At 57.7% G+C, this 18,411-nt stretch carries 14 protein-coding genes; 13 read left to right on the top strand and 1 reads right to left on the bottom strand.

The window, feature by feature from the left end:
• Window positions 1-5: 5 nt before the first annotated feature.
• From ABWQ15_RS02410 to ABWQ15_RS02385, 6 genes are all read left to right on the top strand, one after another.
• Entirely contained in the window at window positions 6-1,214 is a 1,209-nt protein-coding gene (locus ABWQ15_RS02410; protein ID WP_353907228.1) for a glucose-1-phosphate adenylyltransferase, read from the top strand.
• Complete coding sequence (gene glgD, locus ABWQ15_RS02405; protein ID WP_353907227.1) at window positions 1,211-2,326, top strand: glucose-1-phosphate adenylyltransferase subunit GlgD; 1,116 nt, start codon at window positions 1,211-1,213, stop codon at window positions 2,324-2,326. The genes ABWQ15_RS02410 and glgD overlap by 4 nt, the downstream gene beginning before the upstream one ends.
• 62 nt (window positions 2,327-2,388) lie before the next feature.
• The gene (gene glgA / locus ABWQ15_RS02400) at window positions 2,389-4,302 is read left to right on the top strand and encodes a glycogen synthase GlgA (protein ID WP_353907226.1); all 1,914 of its coding nucleotides are present in this window, start codon (window positions 2,389-2,391) and stop codon (window positions 4,300-4,302) included.
• Window positions 4,299-6,725 carry a glycogen/starch/alpha-glucan phosphorylase gene (locus ABWQ15_RS02395; RefSeq protein WP_353907225.1) on the top strand — a complete coding sequence of 809 codons (2,427 nt, stop codon included), beginning with the start codon at window positions 4,299-4,301 and terminating at the stop codon, window positions 6,723-6,725. The genes glgA and ABWQ15_RS02395 overlap by 4 nt, the downstream gene beginning before the upstream one ends.
• Window positions 6,726-6,908: 183 nt before the next feature.
• A complete protein-coding gene (locus tag ABWQ15_RS02390) occupies window positions 6,909-7,634 on the top strand; it encodes a helix-turn-helix domain-containing protein (protein WP_353907224.1) in 726 nt (241 codons plus the stop codon).
• A gap of 270 nt (window positions 7,635-7,904) precedes the next feature.
• Window positions 7,905-9,074, top strand: coding sequence for a DEAD/DEAH box helicase (locus tag ABWQ15_RS02385; RefSeq protein ID WP_353907223.1), 1,170 nt, complete (start codon window positions 7,905-7,907; stop codon window positions 9,072-9,074).
• 108 nt (window positions 9,075-9,182) lie between these two features.
• Here ABWQ15_RS02385 and ABWQ15_RS02380 read toward each other — a convergent pair whose 3' ends face one another.
• On the bottom strand, window positions 9,183-10,466 hold the full coding sequence (locus tag ABWQ15_RS02380) for a S1C family serine protease (RefSeq protein ID WP_353907222.1): 1,284 nt from the start codon (window positions 10,464-10,466) through the stop codon (window positions 9,183-9,185).
• Window positions 10,467-10,672: 206 nt separating this feature from the next.
• Between ABWQ15_RS02380 and ABWQ15_RS02375 the strand changes: the two genes are divergently transcribed.
• The 7 genes from ABWQ15_RS02375 to ABWQ15_RS02345 all read left to right on the top strand — a co-directional run bounded on the left by ABWQ15_RS02375 (window position 10,673) and on the right by ABWQ15_RS02345 (window position 18,366).
• The gene (locus ABWQ15_RS02375; RefSeq protein WP_353907221.1) at window positions 10,673-11,674 is read left to right on the top strand and encodes an MBL fold metallo-hydrolase; all 1,002 of its coding nucleotides are present in this window, start codon (window positions 10,673-10,675) and stop codon (window positions 11,672-11,674) included.
• 1 nt (window position 11,675) lies between these two features.
• Window positions 11,676-12,332 (top strand): deoxyribose-phosphate aldolase, encoded by a 657-nt coding sequence (deoC, locus tag ABWQ15_RS02370; protein WP_353907220.1) that lies wholly within the window; start codon window positions 11,676-11,678, stop codon window positions 12,330-12,332.
• Window positions 12,333-12,412: 80 nt separating this feature from the next.
• Window positions 12,413-13,129 carry a purine-nucleoside phosphorylase gene (gene deoD / locus ABWQ15_RS02365; protein WP_353907219.1) on the top strand — a complete coding sequence of 239 codons (717 nt, stop codon included), beginning with the start codon at window positions 12,413-12,415 and terminating at the stop codon, window positions 13,127-13,129.
• Window positions 13,130-13,279: 150 nt separating this feature from the next.
• On the top strand, window positions 13,280-14,500 hold the full coding sequence (locus tag ABWQ15_RS02360; RefSeq protein ID WP_353907218.1) for a BMP family lipoprotein: 1,221 nt from the start codon (window positions 13,280-13,282) through the stop codon (window positions 14,498-14,500).
• A 247-nt stretch (window positions 14,501-14,747) separates the two neighbouring features.
• Window positions 14,748-16,262 carry an ABC transporter ATP-binding protein gene (locus tag ABWQ15_RS02355; protein ID WP_353907308.1) on the top strand — a complete coding sequence of 505 codons (1,515 nt, stop codon included), beginning with the start codon at window positions 14,748-14,750 and terminating at the stop codon, window positions 16,260-16,262.
• Window positions 16,259-17,425 (top strand): ABC transporter permease, encoded by a 1,167-nt coding sequence (locus ABWQ15_RS02350; protein ID WP_353907217.1) that lies wholly within the window; start codon window positions 16,259-16,261, stop codon window positions 17,423-17,425. The genes ABWQ15_RS02355 and ABWQ15_RS02350 overlap by 4 nt, the downstream gene beginning before the upstream one ends.
• Window positions 17,425-18,366 carry an ABC transporter permease gene (locus ABWQ15_RS02345; RefSeq protein WP_353907216.1) on the top strand — a complete coding sequence of 314 codons (942 nt, stop codon included), beginning with the start codon at window positions 17,425-17,427 and terminating at the stop codon, window positions 18,364-18,366. The genes ABWQ15_RS02350 and ABWQ15_RS02345 overlap by 1 nt, the downstream gene beginning before the upstream one ends.
• Window positions 18,367-18,411: the final 45 nt, after the last annotated feature.

The raw sequence follows: 18,411 nt of genomic DNA, 5'->3' as shown, positions 1-18,411 counted from the left end.
GAGGCATGAAAAAAGAATGTATCGCCATGCTGCTGGCCGGCGGCCAGGGCAGTCGGCTGTACGTGCTGACCGGCGAGATGGCAAAGCCCGCAGTCCCCTTTGGCGGAAAGTACCGCATCATCGATTTCCCTCTGTCCAACTGTGCTAACTCCGGCATCGATACCGTGGGTGTGCTGACCCAGTATCGCCCGCTGGAGCTGAACGCATATGTGGACAACGGACAGACCTGGGATCTGGACAGCAGCACCGGCGGCGTCCACATTCTGCCGCCCTATCAATCCGCTGCGGGCGGAACCTGGTATAAGGGTACGGCCAACGCCATCTTTCAGAACATCGCGTTTGTGGACCGGTACGACCCGGAATATGTGGTGATTCTCTCCGGCGATCATATTTATAAGATGGATTACTCCCGCATGGTGAAGCGGCACAGGGAGTCCGGCGCCGCCTGCACGATCTCTGTCATGGAAGTCCCTTGGGCCGAGGCATCCCGCTTCGGCATCATGAATGTGGATGAACACGACCTGGTGCAGGAGTTCGAGGAAAAGCCCAAACAGCCCAAAAGCAATTTGGCCTCCATGGGAATTTACGTATTCACGTGGAAGACCCTGCGGGCCTATCTTGAGGCGGACGAAGCGGACCTTGGCTCGGAGAATGACTTTGGAAAAAACGTGATTCCCGCCATGCTGGGCAGCGGAGAGAAGATGGCGGCCTATCGCTTTGAAGGCTATTGGAAGGACGTGGGGACGCTGGAGTCCCTATGGGACGCCAACATGGATATGCTGTCCCCGGAATCCGGGCTGGACCTGCTGGACGAGTCCTGGCCCATCTATGCCAAATCCGTCTCCATGCCCACGGCTTATCTTGGCAGGCACGCACAGGTGAGCCACAGCGCCTTTAATCGCGGCGGTGATCTGGAGGGGACCGTTGAAAATTCCGTCCTCTCCGCCGGAGTCAACGTGGAGGAGGGAGCCAGAGTCAGCTATTCCGTGCTGATGCCCGGCGTCACCGTGAAAGCGGGAGCGATGGTGGAATACGCCATCGTCGGGCAGGACGCACTGATCGGAGAAAACTGCCGGGTAGGCGCGTCGCCGGAGGGCGTGGACCCGCAGGCCTGGGGGCTTACAGTGCTGGCTCCGGGCTGCGCGCTGGAGGCGGGGACCGCCGTCCCGCCCAAGACCATGCTGAGTAAAAACGGCGAGGAGGTGGCAAGATGAATGGACTGCACGGAATCATCTTCTGCTATGAGAAGCGAAATGATCTGAGAGAGCTGGCGGATACCCGTTCCGCGTCCTCCATGCCCTTCGGAGGGCGGTACCGGGCCATTGATTTCGGCCTTTCCAATCTGGTGAATGCCGGGGTCACCGACGTGGGCATCGTGCTGCACGGGCGTTATCAAAGCTTGATTGACCATCTGGGCAGCGGCAAGAACTGGGACCTGAGCCGAAAGCGCGGCGGGCTGAAGCTGCTGCCTCCTTTCGCCTATGAGCGGCAGCGCGGCGGCACCGGGGAGTTCCGGGGAAAGATGGAGGCGCTTTCAGGAGTCCGCAGCTATCTGGACACCATCCGTCAGGACTATGTGGCGCTGATGGACGGCGACCTTGTGGTGAACCTGCCCCTGTCCGAAATTCTGGAGCAGCACATCCGCTCCGGGGCGGACATCACCGCCGTGTGCGGAAACGACAGCTTCGCCGTGGACAACGGCACCTATTTTGAACCCGACGGGACGGGGCGGGTGCGCGGGGTTCTTTATCATATGCACACGCCCCGGGGTTATCGGGGGCTGGAGGTCTATATCATTTCCACCCGGCTTTTGAAGGATCTGGTAGACGAGTGCATCAGCCGCGATCAGTACAGCTGGAGGCACGATATACTTCAGGCTAAGGTGGGGGAACTGAATATCCGTTCCTTCATCTGGACTGGTTTCGCCGCCCAGATTCGCTCCGTGCAGGAATATTACGACCGGAGTATGCAGCTACTTGACCCCGCCATCCGGGCGGACCTGTTCACTCCCGAACGGCCTATCCGGGCGAAAAATGCCGATAAATCCTCCAGCTATGCAGGCCCGACGGGCCACTGCGTCAACTCTCTGGTGGGAGACGGCTGCAATGTGGAGGGGGTCGTGGAAAACTCCATCCTCTTTCCCGGCGTGGTGGTGGAAGAGGGTGCGCGGGTGCGCAACTGCGTGCTGTTCCCGGACACCGTGATCCGCCGCAACGCGGATCTGGCGCATATCATTGCGGATAAGCAGGTTGAGGTGCTGGCGGATCGGACGCTGATCGGCCACTCATCCTACCCGCTGGTGCTGAGCAAGGGGGCCTGCGTATAAGGCAGCCCGGGCGGTCCGCCTCTTCGGACCGGGTAAAATGAGAACGGAAAGGGGAAACTGCCATGAAAATTTTATATGCGGCCAGCGAGGCCGTGCCCTTCTGCAAAACGGGGGGACTGGCCGATGTGTCCGGCTCTCTTCCCGCCGCCATCGCGGCGGAGGGCGTCCAGATGGCCGTGGTACTGCCGCTGTACCAGCGGATACGAGAGCAGTTCGGTCCGGAGCTGGAGTACCTGTGCTACGACTATGTGAATCTGGCGTGGCGGCGCTGCTACTGCGGGCTGTTCCGCCTTCTCCGGGACGGGGTGACGTATTATTTCCTGGACAATGAGCAGTATTTCAATCGCCGGAACCTTTACGGCTATGTGGACGACGGGGAGCGGTTCGGCTTTTTCTCCCGGGCCGTGGTGCGGATGCTGCCCCACATGGCCTTCTGGCCGGATGTGATTCACTGCAACGACTGGCAGACCGCGCTCATTCCCATCTATTTGAAGGACGACGGAGTGAGAGAGGAGCGCTTCCGCTCCATCCGGACGGTGATGACCATTCACAATATCGAGTATCAGGGCCGGTATGGGCCGGAGGTCATGGGCGACCTGTTCGGGCTGGACCACGGCTGGGTGGACGACGGGACCATTATCATGGACGGCGACGTGAATCTGCTGAAGGCCGCCATTCTCTGCGCCGACGCCGTCACCGCCGTGTCCCCGTCCTACGCCGAGGAGCTGAAATACGCCTTCTTTGCCCACGGGATGGAGGGTGTTATGCGCCGGTGCGCCTACAAGCTCTCCGGTGTGCTGAACGGCATCGACATGGAGCGTTACAACCCGCACACGGACGCTCTGATCGCAGCGAACTACACGGCCGGAGACTTGAGCGGGAAGGTGAAGGACAAGGCGGAGCTGCAGCGGATGATGGAGCTGCGCCAGGAGCCGGACACGCCGATTCTTGCGGTGGTGAGTCGGCTGGTGTCCCACAAGGGGCTGGACCTCATCAAAGAGGTCTTCCACGACATCATGGAGCTGCCGGTGCAGATGGTGTTGCTGGGCAAGGGCGATGAGCAGTATCAGGATTTCTTTGCCTGGGCGCAGACGCAGTATCCCGGACGGATGGCCGCGCGGCTGGACTATGACGAGGCTCTGTCCATGGCAATCTACGCCGGTGCGGATCTGTTTTTGATGCCCTCCAAGAGCGAGCCCTGCGGCCTGAGCCAGATGATTGCCATGCGGTATGGCACGGTACCCATCGTCCGGGAGACCGGCGGACTGAAGGATACCGTCCACCCCTATGAGTCGTGGAGGGACACGGGCAACGGTTTTACCTTTGCCGCTTATAACTCCGGGGATATGCTGTTTGTGATCCGGCAGGCCGTGGGCCTTTACTGGGACAATGGCGATCAGTTCTGCCGCTTGCAGCAGCGCTGCATGGCGGGGGACTTCAGCTGGAGGCGCAGTGCCGGGGAATATCTGCGGATCTATTGCAATATCTCCGGAAAACCCCGCCTTGCTGTCCCGGGGGGAGAACCAGAGAAAGACGCCCCGCCGAAGGAACCGGATGAAAGGCACGCTGAAGAGGAGCCCCCTGCCCTAAAAACCGAGGAACCGGCCCAAGAGCCGAAGGTCCCCGCTGAAAAGCCCGAGGAGCCCGCAGAAAAACAGGCGGAGAAACCTGCCCAGCTCCGCCTGACGGCGAAATCCGATCAAGCCAAGCTGACGGCGAAATCCGATCAAGCCAAGCTGACGGCAAAGCCCGACCAGGCGAAGCTGGCGGCAAAGCCGGATCACCCCAGACTGGCGGAGAAATCCACGCAGCCCGCGGCGGAAAAATTGTTCAAAGTGACAGGGATGAAAAAAGCGGCGGAGAAGAAAACCGCCGCTAAAAAGCCCGGGGCGGACAAATCTGCCGCAAAGAAGGCGACCCAAATGAAAGGACCCGCGGATAAGAGAGAAGAAATCGCGGATAAGGAAAAAGAATGACCGCATTTACGACAAAGGAACTGGAAGATGCCCTGACCGCGAAGCTGATGGTCAACTTCGGCAAGACCGCGGAGGAGGCCGGCGAGACGGAGATGCTCCGCGCCAGTGCGCTGGTTTTGCGGGATGTCATGGCCCTGCGAAGCGTGGAGACCCGGAAGGAGACGCGCCGAAAGGGAAAGCGGAAGGTGCACTATCTGTCTATGGAATTTCTGATGGGTCGGAGCCTTCAAAAGAACGCTTATAATCTGGGGGTTTTGCCCCAGCTGAAGGAAGCGCTGGAGCATTTTGGCTTTCATGCGGGAGACATCTTCGAGCTGGAGCCGGACGCGGGTCTTGGCAATGGCGGACTGGGTCGTCTCGCGGCCTGCTATCTGGACTCGATGAGCACGCTGGAGATTCCCGCTGCGGGGTATTCCATCTGCTATGATCTGGGTATTTTCAAGCAGAAAATTGTGGAGGGTCAGCAGGTGGAGCTGCCCGACAACTGGAAGGGCATCGGTTCCGCCTGGCTCCTTCCCAAGCCCGAGGAAGCCAAGCAGGTCCGCTTCGGTGGTACCCTGCGGGAGTTTTGGGACGACGGGCACCTCCACATCGTTCAGGAGGGCGGCACCACGGTGCTGGCCGTTCCCTGCGACATGGAGATCGCCGGATACGACACCCGCCACACCAATACCCTGCGTCTGTGGGACGCCAAGTCCCCCAAGCCGGTGGATATGAGCCTCTATTCCCGGGGGGAGTATTTCAAGGCCACGGAGGACGAGGCCATGGCAGAGGTGATTGCCAAGGTCCTCTACCCCGAAGACAACCATATCGAGGGCAAGTCCCTGCGGCTCAAGCAGCAGTACTTTTTCGTATCCGCCACGGTGCAGAGCATTGCGGAAAAGCATCTGGCGGAGTTCGGGGCTTTGACCAACTTCCATGAGAAGAATGTCCTCCAGATCAACGATACCCATCCGGCTCTGGTGATTCCGGAGCTGATGCGGGTTTTAATCGACGACGCGGGTATGGAGTGGGACCAAGCGTGGGAGATCACCACCCACTCCGTTGCCTACACGAACCATACGGTGCTGGCAGAGGCTTTGGAGAAGTGGCCCCAGGATCTGTTTCAGCGCTTTTTGCCCCGCATCTGGCAGATCACGGCGGAGATTGCCCACCGCTGGCAGGAGAAGTGCGAGAACTTTTTCCACGACTCTGAGAAGGTCCGAGACACCGCGGTGATCTGGGACGGCGTGATTCGTATGGCGAACCTGTGCATCGCTGGGGGGATGAGCGTCAACGGCGTCAGCGGGCTTCACACGGAGATTTTAAAAAGCGACGTGTTCAAAAACGCCTGCGCCATGGAGCCGAAAAAGTTTACCAACGTCACCAACGGCATCGACCACCGCCGCTGGCTGGCGGAGATCAATCCGAGGCTCCACAGCCTTGTGTGCGATCTTGCGGGGGGAGAGACCTACTTGATGCGCCCCCAGGCGCTGAAAAAGTTGGACAATTACGCCGACGACCCGGAGATCCAGCTTCGTCTGGCGGAAATTAAGCGGAAGAACAAGGAGGACTTTGCCGCCTATGCGAAACAGGAGCAGGGAGTCCTTCTGAACCCGGACGCCATTTTTGACGTACAGGTCAAACGCCTGCACGAGTATAAGCGGCAGCTTTTGAACGTCCTGCATATCATCGCCCTCTATCAGCGGTTGCAGGAAGACCCCAACGCCATTGTCCAGCCCCAAACTTTCATCTTCGGCGCAAAGGCCGCGCCGGGGTACGCGGTGGCAAAGCGGATTATCCGCCTCATCAACTCGCTGGCGGACCAGATTGACCATGATCCTGTCTGCAAGGATAAACTGCAGGTGGTGTTTCTGGAGAACTACCGGGTGTCGCTGGCGGAGCGGCTGATGCCCGCCAGCGAGGTCTCCCAGCAGATTTCCACCGCCGGAAAGGAGGCCAGCGGCACCGGCAATATGAAGTTCATGATGAACGGTGCGCTGACTGTGGGGACTCTGGACGGGGCCAACGTGGAGATGCACGACGTTCTGGGAGATGAAAACATGTTCCTTTTCGGACTTCACTCCGACGAGGCGGCGGCTTTGCAGCGGGGAGGGTATATTCCTCAGCGGCTTTATGCCCGGGACATGGTGCTCCAGCAGGTGCTGAACGCCCTGAAGACCGGCTTCCGGGACGGCGTGGACTACGAGGACCTGTACAGAAGGCTTCTGTTCGGCGACCGGGGCGCTCCGGCGGACGAGTATTTGCTACTGGCGGACTTTACTGCCTACTGCGATGCGGAAAAGCGAATGGCCGCGACTTACGCCGACGCGGCGAAGTGGAATACGATGAGTCTGCACAACATTGCCCGCAGCGGCGTGTTCGCGGCGGACCGGGCCGTGGCGGAGTATGCGGACAAAATCTGGCATGTTCCCCACCGGTAAAGAGCGGCCAAAGGCGGTATCCGTAAACTATAAAAAAGTGGCCGGTATCCTCGATACCGGCCACTTTTTGGGGTTGATCGGGAGAGACAGCTGTTCTTGCGGCAGGCCAAACTGACCATGTAAAAGAGGCCTTGCGTGACATAAATCAGGTTTGATGCTATGGTGTGGATGAGGTGATTTGCTATGCGTGATATTGGAAAGAACATTTTCAATTTGCGGGAACAAAAGAGACTGACTCAAGAGGAATTGGCTGATAAACTGTTTGTGACGCGGCAGACCGTATCGAATTATGAACACGGCAAAACAAGACCGGATGTGGATATGATTATGAGGATTGCAGATATATTGAACGTCGATGCAAACGCTGTCTTTTATGGCATTCCTGTTCCTGAAAGCAGGAAAACAGCGTTCAGAAGGATGATGGTTTCTTCTATCGTTCTCCTGATGATGGCGGTTGGAGCAATTATTCTACATCCTCTGTGCCTTTCCTTGCAAGCGGAAAAATACATAACAACTCCGTCCTTCCTTATGAGCATGTTCTACGATCCAATTTTGATGCTTGTGCTTGGATGGTGGATTATGCAGGGAATTGGCGTTGTGATGCAGACAAAGGGTTTGAATAAACCGTGGACGAAAAAAGCAAGGCGGACTGTTATGATCGTTCTTTTACTCTGTTTTGTCTTGGAGCTGCCTTATGCGATATGGTCGGTGATTGTGTTGATTGAATCTGTTACCGCTGGCATTGTTCAAATGAGTTTCCCATATGTTCCCGTGTATCAGGAAATTGTTTCTTTTATTATGAAAGTCGACATTCGATGCCCGGCTGCATATGCCTTGTTTGGCGGGCTGCTTTGGATTTTTGGTTTCCCACAGACCGGAGAAGCAGCGGAAACAGATTCGCACAGGTAAGAAAAGCATTTTGACACTTAGCTCTTATACAGTTCTGTTTTACGAGCGGATAAAGACAACACAAATTATAATTCGAGGTGCAGTCTTAGAAATGAGACTGCGCTTCATATTTTTAAATACTTTGTTCCAAACAGCCTTTTAGGCACCAGACTTTACAAATTCCGCCAAAGCGGATATAATAACAGAGATTTGTAACAAATATGAAGAACCGCGTCCCGGTCAGGCTCGGAGACGCTGAAAAACCAAATCGGAAAAGGGAAGAAACAGCTTATGGAATTGACACAAGGCGTCCGGTTTGACAGTCTTGGACTGTCACCGGAGATCATGCGCGCCATTGAAAAACGTAATATCGAACTATCCACCCCGGTGCAGGCCGGGTGTATCCCTCCCATGCTGGCGTGGAAGGACGTGATCGCAAAGGCTCCCACCGGCACCGGTAAGACCTTTGCATACGGCATTCCCATCGTGGAACACATTGCCCCGGAGGATGAGACTGTTCAGGCGGTCATTCTGGCGCCCACCCGGGAGCTGGCCATCCAGATCACCGACGAGCTGAGGGACATCGCGGAGTTCCGTCCGGGTGTGCGGATGGTGTGCCTTTACGGTGGACAGCCCATCGGCAAGCAGATTGACATTCTGAAGAGGAAGCCCCAGATTGTCGTTGCCACCCCGGGCCGCCTGGCGGACCACATGAAGCGCCGCACAGTTCGGGTGGACACCGCCCAGACCGTGGTGCTGGATGAGGCGGACCGGATGCTGGACATGGGCTTCATCCATGATGTGACCCGTCTGCTGGACCGGATGAACCAGCGGAAGAACCTGGGCATGTTCTCTGCCACGATTTCCCGGGAGGTGTTGGACATTGCTTGGGTGTATCAGCGGGACGCGGAAGAGATCACCGTCCGGGCGGACGAGCAGAACAAGCCGGACATCCTTCAGTACCGACTGGAGGTCAGCTACGACGGCAAGGCGGAGGCCATCGCCGGAATTATGAACGGCGGGAACTACGACCGGGCCATGGTCTTCTGCAACACAAAGGGGTCCACAGAGCGCATCGCCAAATTTTTGCAGATGCGGGGGATGGACGCCGAGTGTATCCACGGTGATATTCCCCAGAAGAAGCGGGAGCAGGTGATGGACAAATTCCGCAAGGGCCAGCTGCAGGTGTTCGTGGCAACCGACGTGGCGGCCCGGGGCATTGATGTGGACGATGTGGACGTGGTATTCAACTGCGATGTGCCCGATGAGAATCAGGACTATGTCCACCGCATCGGCCGTACCGGCCGGGCGAAGCGTCACGGCATCGCGGTGAGCCTGATCGCGGACTACCCGGCGAAAATGCGGATTGACAACATTGCCAAATGTACCGACAACACCATTATCCCCGCCCAGATGGACGAAAGCGGACGGCTGGTGGAGCTATCCGGGACGGAAAAATAGAAGAAGCACACAAAAACGTCCGGCATCCCGCCTTTGGGATGCCGGACGTTTTCATTCATGCAGGTATGTCAGGTTCGGGTGCCGCGGGGGCGGTCTCCTTCAGAACAATCAGGCGGCATTTTTGGTCTGGCTGGCCTCGAACTGCTTCACCTGATCCAGCGTCTGGCCCTCTACGGTGAGGTCGGCGGCCAGCACCGGATCGATGGCCACAGCCAGATACATGTTGTTGCCGAAGACAAACGCGCCGGAGGTGACGCCCACCACCTGACCGTAGACATTCAGCAATGCGCCGCCGCTGGAGCCCTGAGAGATGTCGGCGGTGGACATGATGCAGGGAGCGTCATAGCTGGATACGACCCGGCTGACGTCACTGATGATGCCGGTGGAGATGGCCAGCCCCAGCCCCAGAGGGCTGCCGATGGTGTATACCTCGTCGCCCACCCGCAACGTGTCCCGCGCGGCCATTTCCAGATGTACGAAGCTAGGCGTTTTCACACCGGTAATGGATTTGGTACCGATGCGCAAAACGGCAATATCAATGCCTTCGTCATAGTAGAGGACCTTTTCCACAGGGTACTGCTCGCCGCTGATAAGGGTGACGATGCCAGCGGAGCAGCCCCTAATGGCGTGGTAATTGGTGACAGCCAGACCGTCCCCGCTGATAAAGAAGCCGCTGGCGGTACTGTCTGGCTCGTCGAGGTTGTAGCCCTTGGCCTCTGCGTACATGCTCAGCTGGAATACGGCGGCGGTAAGCCGGTCAGCGGCCTGCCGGACGGTTAGCGCCTGATTGTAAAGGCTCAGAGTGTCGGCGGTGGCGGCGGAGGCCGTGCCGGAGGCAATCAGACGGTCCAGAATGGTTCCGTCGCTGTTCTTATAGGCTGCATAAAGAGCGCCGACAGTCAGTTCAAACAGGTCGCCCCGTGTAAGAGTATCTCCGTAATTTCGGGAGATCACCGCCATGTGCCGGGCGAAGGCGATGGAGTTCTCATAGGAAAAGTCGCTGCCGGTATAGCCCAGCATCCGCATCAGGGCCGCGCAGTAGGACCTGGTTGTGATCGCCTGAGACGCGCCGAAGGTGTTGCCGGTGACGCCGCCCAGCCAGCCTTGTCCGTATACGTACCGAACGGACTGCACCGCGTAGGCGGGTACATCCTGAAAGGGAGTGTGGGTCCTGTCCGCGGCGGCGGACTTCTCGGCCCCGGCCAGGCGGACCAGCAGTACGGCGGCCTGCGCCCGAGTGGCAGGGTCGTTCACGTTATAGGCTCCCCGGACCACGTTCAGGGCCGACAGCGTTTGGGCGGCACGGGTCCCCTCGCCGGTGAGCGCCTGGGCGGGAACGGCGCAGATCAGCAGCAAAACCGCCAGGGCCAGTGCGAAAAAGTGTTTCTTCATGGTGAAAAGTGACCTCCACAACTAAAGATTCTTTATTCTAACATGCGAAAGCATGCTTTTCAAGGCGGGGAGGGAAAATACAGCGGGCGGCAGGACTATAAACACCGCGATGGTCGTCTTTTCCCGGGTTTTAAGCGGCAGCCGTGGACAAGCCGCAAAAAAACTGCTACAATAAACCAAAACGAGAGAATCAAAAGGAGAAACGCATGGCGGAACAGATTGCGCCGGGACTCTGGCGCCTGAATATCCCTCTGGTGGGAAATCCGTTGAAAAACCTCAACAGCTTCCTGATTGTCGGAGAGCGGAATCTCCTGATCGACACTGGGTTCAACCAGCCTGCCTGCAAGGAGGCGATGGACGCCCAGCTCCGGGAGATCGGCGCGGATCTGGGGCGGACGGACCTTTTCATGACCCATCTCCACAGTGACCACACGGGCCTTTCAACCTATCTTCACCGGCCAGGCTGCGCCGTGTTCCTTAGCAAAACGGACGCAGTCCGGCGGGAGGAATACAGCCGCGAGGAGGTCTGGCGGACAAAGTATGCCAGCTATGTGGAAAACGGTTTTACGTGGGACGAAATGAACTGGCTGTGGAACAGCAATCCTGCCAAAATGGAGGGGCCTGAGCCACTGGGCCGGGGTTTTGACCGACTGGAGGACGGTGAGGTACTGGAATACGGCGGGCGGAAGCTCCGCTGCATTCTGACGCCGGGGCATACGCCGGGACACCTTTGCCTGTACGACGCGGAAAACCAGACGCTTTTTTCCGGCGATCACGTCCTGTTCCATATCTCACCGAACATCTGCCGGTGGGAGGGGATTCCCGATGCGCTGGGGGATTATCTGGAGAGTCTGGACCGGGTGAAGGAACTGCCGGTTAAACTCCTGCTGCCCGCCCACAGGGCGGAGACCGGAGACCTGCGGGTCCGGGCGGAGGAGCTGAAGACCCACCATGCTAAGCGGCTTGACGACGCACGGAAGATCGTGGCGGAGACGCCGGGGCTGACGGCCTATGAGATTACCGGTCGGATGCAGTGGAGTATCCACGCCCGAAACTGGGCCGAATTTCCGCTGACCCAGAAGTTTTTCGCGGTGGGAGAAGCAATGGCCCATCTGGACTGGCTGGAGGTTCGGGGTGGTGTGGTCCGTCGGCTTGAAAATGAAAAGGAACGGTATTATCCTATCAATGAATATAAAGGAGTTAACTGAAATGGAACTGAAAGACATTTTATCCAGATGCGACCACACGCTGCTGGCCCAGACGGCTACCTGGGACGAGATCAGAGCTCTTTGCGACGACGGGATGAAGTATGGCTGCGCCAGCGTTTGCATCCCGGCCGGCTACGTCGCCCAGGCGGCGGAGTATGTGGCGGGAAAGCTGACCATCTGCACCGTTATCGGCTTTCCCAACGGATATTCCACCACGAAGACCAAATGTTTCGAGGCGTCCGATGCCGTGGATAACGGGGCGGAGGAAATCGACATGGTCATTAACGTGGGCTGGGTGAAGGACGCAAAGTGGGATCAGATCCTTGAGGAGATCAAGGCGGTGAAGGCCGCGTGTAAGGGAAAGCTCCTGAAGGTCATCATTGAGACCTGCTTCCTCACCGATGCGGAAAAGATCAGGCTATGCGGGATCGTCACGGATTCCGGCGCGGACTTTATCAAGACCTCCACCGGCTTTGGCGGCGGCGGAGCTACCCGGGAGGATGTGGCGCTGTTTAAGGCCCATGTGGGTCCTGGCGTGAAGATCAAAGCCGCGGGTGGAATTGCCGGATTGAAGGATGCAGAGGACTTTATCAATCTGGGCGCGGACCGACTGGGTACCTCCCGGGTGGTGAAGGCGGTCAAGGCGCTGGAAAAGTAAGCGTCGGACAAAAAAATGAGAAAACCGCGGGACGAAAAGCCCCACAGGTGAGAATAACAAAAATCAAGGAGGAAGTAACTATGTCCACTCCCCATAACAGCGCAGAGAAGGGCGATTTCGCAAAAACGGTCCTGATGCCCGGAGATCCCTTGCGGGCAAAGTATATCGCGGAAAACTTCCTGAAGGATGCAAAGCTTGTGAACAACGTCCGGGGCGTTCAGGGCTATACCGGCCTTTACAAGGACACCCCGGTGTCCGTCATGGCCTCCGGCATGGGTATGCCCAGCATCGGCATCTACTCCCATGAGCTGTTCCACTTTTACGACGTGGATAACATCATCCGCGTGGGCAGCGCCGGAGCCGTCTCAAAGAAGCTGAAGCTGCGGGATGTGGTTCTGGGTCAGGCCGCCTGCACGGATTCCAATTTTGCCCACCAGTTTGGCCTTGGCGGAGTATTGGCCCCCGTTGCGAATTACGAGCTGTTGGAGACGGCGGTAAATGTGGCCCGGAAGTCCGAGGCCAACTGGGTCGTGGGCAGCTTTTTTTCCAGCGACATCTTCTACAACAAGGCCGAGAATACCATGAAATGGGCGGACTACGGCGTGGTGGCGGTGGAGATGGAGTCCGCGGCGCTTTATTGGAACGCGCAGGAGGCGGGCAAGCGGGCGCTGACCATCTGCACCGTGTCCGACAGCATCGTCACCGGCGAGGGCCTGCCCGCTGAGGCGCGGCAGACCAGCTTTACCCAGATGATGGAGATCGCTCTGGATACCGCCGTGGCAATGTCGGAAAAATGACCGAAAATTTCACGAAAATGTGTCAAAAGAGAAAACTATTTTAAATTCAGTTGAAATTCTCATAAAAAATTGATATAATTTTCCATGGCCTTGGGAAGGGCGACCTTTTGTTTTTCCCGAGCCAAAATTTTGAAAGAAGGTTTGATTCCAATGAAGAAGTTTCTTGCACTGGCGCTGGCATTGGTCATGACCGCGTCTCTGGCCGCCTGCGGCGGCAGCGGCAGCAGTTCAGCTGCCGCCTCCGGCAGCAGTTCTGCGTCCGCTTCCGGAAGCGCTGCGGCAGCATCCGATTACCGCGTGGCAATGATCACCGATTACGGCGATATTACCGACCAGTCCTTTAACCAGACCACCTATGAGGCCTGCAAGCAGTTCTGTGAGAGCAACACCGTCAATTTTACATACTATAAGCCCGCCGGAGACTCCACCGCCGACCGCGTGGCCATGGTGGACAAGGCTGTGGCAGACGGCTACAACGTCATCGTGATGCCCGGCTATGCGTTTGCCGGCACCATTGTTGAGTCCGCCGCCACCTATCCCGAAGTGAAGTTCGTTGCTCTGGATGTTGCCGCCGGCGATATTCTGGGCGCCGCTCTGGGCGACAAGTACGATTATAACCCCGCCAACTGGAAAGTCACCGACTACTATAATTCCGACAACGTCTACTGCGCGGTTTATCAGGAAGAGCTGTGCGGCTACATGGCCGGCTACGCGGCTGTGAAGCTGGGCTACACCCAGCTGGGCTTCCTGGGCGGCATGGCTGTGCCCGCCGTCATGCGCTACGGCTACGGCTTTGTTCAGGGCGCCGACGCTGCTGCCGCTGAGACCGGAGCAAAAGTCACCTTGAACTACACCTACGCCAACCAGTTCAAGGGCGACGCCGACATCACCGCCGCTATGGATACCTGGTATTCTGCCGGCACGAAGTGCGTCTTTGCCTGCGGCGGCGGCGTGTATACCTCCGCAGCCGAGGCAGCCGCCAAGGTTAACGGCAAGGTCATCGGCGTGGACGTGGACCAGTCCGCGATCATCGACGGGCAGTACGGCAAGGGCATGACGGTTACCTCCGCCATGAAGGGCCTGGCTGCTACCGTCAACACCCTGCTCACCGAGATCATCCTCAACAACAACTGGGATTCCTATAAGGGCCAGATTCAGACCCTGGGTCTGGTGTCCGGTGACGATCCCACTCAGAACTATGTCCAGATCCCCATGGATACCACGCAGTGGGGCGACGGCTTCAAGCAGGACGATTATAAGGCTCTGGTGAGCAAGATGTTCGACGGTACCGTGAAGGTTTCCAACGACATTTCCGCCGAGCAGCCCTCCGCCACCAATATCACTGTCAATTTCCAGGGGAACATCAAGTAATTTCAGCGCTTTCCCATCAAGGAGGACGGGCTTTTGCCCGCCCTCCTTTTTCACTCTGCGGCCTGCTCCCCCGGTCTTGCCGCGCTGCGGCGAAAAATTTAAAAAAACTTTGAAATACGATGACAGCTATAGTATAATGTAATATCAGCCTATAGTTTTGCTTCTGCCCCTCGGATGCGCAGAGCGAAGCGGACGATTTGAGGGACAAAGGAGGTCGTGGAGCTTGGAGGAAACATACGCAGTTGAAATGCTGAACATTACCAAGCGGTTTCCGGGCATTATTGCCAACGACAATATTACTCTGCAGTTGAAAAAGGGAGAGATCCACGCGCTGCTGGGGGAAAACGGCGCGGGAAAATCTACGCTGATGAGTGTCCTGTTCGGTCTGTACCAGCCGGAGGAGGGGACCATCCGCATGAATGGAAAAGAGGTTTCCATTAAGAACCCCAACGACGCGAACGCCTTGGGCATCGGTATGGTCCATCAGCACTTCAAGCTGGTGGAGTGCTTCACCGTACTGGACAATATTATCATGGGCGTGGAGCCCTGCAGGCACGGCTTTCTGCAAAAGGCGGAGGCAAGGCAAAAGGTGGTGGCTCTGTCAGAAAAATACGGATTGATGGTGGACCCGGACGCCTATGTGCGGGACATCACCGTGGGTATGCAGCAGCGCACCGAGATCCTGAAAATGCTCTACCGCGACAATGAGATCCTGATTTTCGACGAACCTACCGCCGTTCTGACGCCGCAGGAGATTGATGAGTTGATGGGGATTATGCGCAATCTGGCGGCGGAGGGAAAGTCTATTCTCTTCATCTCCCACAAGCTCAACGAGATCATGGCGGTTGCAGACTGTTGCTCCGTCCTGCGCAAGGGCCGGTACATCGGTACCGTCAGCATCGCGGATACCTCCCGGGAGGAACTGAGTCACATGATGGTGGGCCGAGATGTACAGTTCGAGGTCACCAAAAAGCCTGTGGAGCCGGGCAAGGTCATCCTTCAGGTGGAGAATATGACCGTGGCCTCCAAGCTCCACCAGAACAAGGCCGTGAAGAACGTCTCCTTTCAGGTTCGGGCGGGGGAGATCGTCTGCATCGCAGGCATCGACGGCAACGGCCAGACCGAGCTGGTCTACGGCCTCACCGGGTTGGAACCGTTGGAGTCGGGCCGCGTTTTGCTGGAGGAGCAGGACATCACCAAATCCAGCATTCGCAGACGCTCCGTCATGGGAATGAGCCACATTCCGGAGGACCGGCAAAAGCACGGTCTGGTGCTGGACTTCTCGCTGGAGGACAATCTGGTTTTGCAGCGTTACTTTGAACCGCAGTTCACCGGAAAGGGCGGCTTTCTCAAGCGCCGCAATATCCGGGAATACGCCGACCACCTGATTGAGCAATACGATGTGCGCTCCGGTCAGGGACCCGTCACCGCCGCCCGGAGTATGTCCGGCGGCAACCAGCAAAAGGCCATCGTGGCCCGGGAGATCGACAAGAACCCGGAACTGCTTGTGGCGGTGCAGCCCACCCGCGGATTGGATGTGGGTGCGATTGAGTATATCCACAGGCAAATCGTGGCCGAGCGGGACACCGGAAAAGCGGTGCTGCTGGTTTCACTGGAGCTGGACGAGGTCATGAGCGTATCGGATCGCATTCTGGTCATGTACGAGGGTGAGATTGTGGGCGAGCTGGATCCAAAGAAAACCAATGTGCAGGAGCTGGGTCTTTATATGGCCGGCGCGAAGAGGGAGGCGGAGCAGGTATGAAAAGAGAAAAGACCAGCCTTTTGAAAAACGGCGCCGTGCAGTCCATTTTGGCCTCTCTGCTTTGTATCCTGCTGGGCCTGCTGCTGGGCTACATTGTTCTTCTCTTTATCAATCCCACCGGTGCGTGGGACGCGATTTCCACGGTTTTGAAGAACTTCTTTACATATCCCAGCCGCCCGGCCGCCATGAAGTATTTCGGCAGCACTTTGGTGAAGACGGCGCCTCTGCTGATGTGCGCCCTGTCCATCCAGTTTGCCTATAAGGTGGGCCTGTTCAACATTGGCGCCGCCGGGCAGTATGTGGCCGGGGCGGGCGCCTGCCTTTATGCGGCTCTGGCTTGGCATATGCCGTGGTGGGTCTGCCTGATTCTGGCTGCTGCGGCCGGCGCCGCGCTGGGCGCTCTGTCCGGCCTGCTGAAATCCTACTGCAACGTCAACGAGGTTATCTCCGGCATTATGCTGAACTGGATCGCCCTGTACGCCGTTAACATGCTGCTGAACGGGGTGAAAGAGCCCACCAGCCCCTACACCAACGTGGTGGCCAGCTTCAATTCCACCGCGCTGCTGCCCTCTTTGGGCATGGGGAAGCTGTTTACCAACAATCAGTACGTGACCATCGCTATTCCGCTTTCGGTGTTGGTGGCCATCGGTGTGTGGATCGTGCTGGGCAAGACCAAATTCGGCTATGAGCTCCGGGCCACCGGCTGCAATAAGGACGCAGCCCGCTACTGCGGCATGAACGAAAAGCGAAACATCATCCTGACGCTGGTCATCGGCGGCGCTCTGGCCGGAATCGGCGCCGCATTTTTGTACCTCAGCGGGTACGAGCAGTGGCAGTGCACCCAATCCTCTGTTCCGGCCATGGGCTTTAATGGCATTGCCGCTACATTCCTGGGCGGCTTGAACCCGATCGGCACGGTTTTCGCCTCCTACTTTATCCAGCACATCACCAGCGGCGGCGCCTATGTGGATAAGACTTTGTACTGTTCCCAGATCTCCGATCTGATTTCGTCCCTCATCATCTACCTGTGCGGCTTTGTGCTGTTCTTCAAGTACTTCATGAACAGCCGCATCGCCCGGAAAGAAGAACGGGAGTCCTTGAAGGAGAAGGAAAAACTGGCCGCGGACAGCGCCGCGAAGACTGAAGAAGGGGGGCGGAAGTAATGCTGCTTCTGATTCAGTACACTTTGATTTTTGCCTCCGTTCTGATCTTAGTGGCTCTGGGCGGCTGTTTTTCCGAGCACTCCGGCGTCATCAATCTGGGGCTGGAGGGCATCATGGTCATGGGCTCCCTGGGCGGCGCGCTGGCCATGAAGTATCTGCCCGCCGGCGCCCCGGCGCTGGAGATGATTCTGGTGGTGGTGCTGTGCGCCATTCTAATGGGAATGCTTTACTCCCTGCTGCTGGCGGTGGCCTGCATCAACTTCAAGGCTGACCAGACTCTGGTGGGTACCGCTATGAACCTCCTGGGAACCGCGGCGGCCACTGTCATCGTCAAGGCTATCAACACCGCCGAAAGCCCCGACAACGTGTCCTCCACCATTCAGTATGTAGCTGCCAAAAAGGCCTTCATCGTCCGAATCGGCGGCTTCGAGTTCAACTGGTTCATGCTGATGGCGGTAATCATGCTGGTTTTGGCCTATGTGGTGCTGTATAAGACCCGCTTCGGCCTGCGGCTCATGGCCTGCGGAGAGCATCCTCAGGCGGCGGACAGCGTGGGCATCAACGTCTATAAAATGCGCTATGCGGGCGTATTGATTTCCGGTATGCTGGGAGGCCTCGGCGGTATCGTTTACATCACCGCCGGCGTCAGCGAATGGAAATTCGAGACCGGCGCCGCCGGCTTCGGTTTTCTGGCTCTGGCCGTTATGATTTTCGGCCAGTGGAGACCCACCCGCATTGCCCTTGCAGCGCTGTTGTTTGGGTTGTTCCGGGCGCTGAGCAACGTCTATACCGGCTTTGACTTCCTGGTGGCGCTGAACCTTCCCAGCGGCGTGTACAATATGCTGCCCTACATCATTTCACTGGTGGTGCTGGCGTTCACGTCCAGCAAGTCCCGCGCACCCAAGGCGGAGGGCATCCCCTACGACAAGGGCCAGCGGTAAATCAAGACTAAAAAACGCGGGGCCTTTCCCACTGGGAAAGGCCCC

Origin of the sequence: Oscillibacter sp. (assembly GCF_040505565.1) — a bacterium.
Classification (GTDB): Bacteria; Bacillota; Clostridia; order Oscillospirales; family Oscillospiraceae; genus Oscillibacter.
The sequence above is the reverse complement of the archived record's forward strand: the minus strand, read 5'-3'. Positions and strand labels throughout refer to the sequence as shown.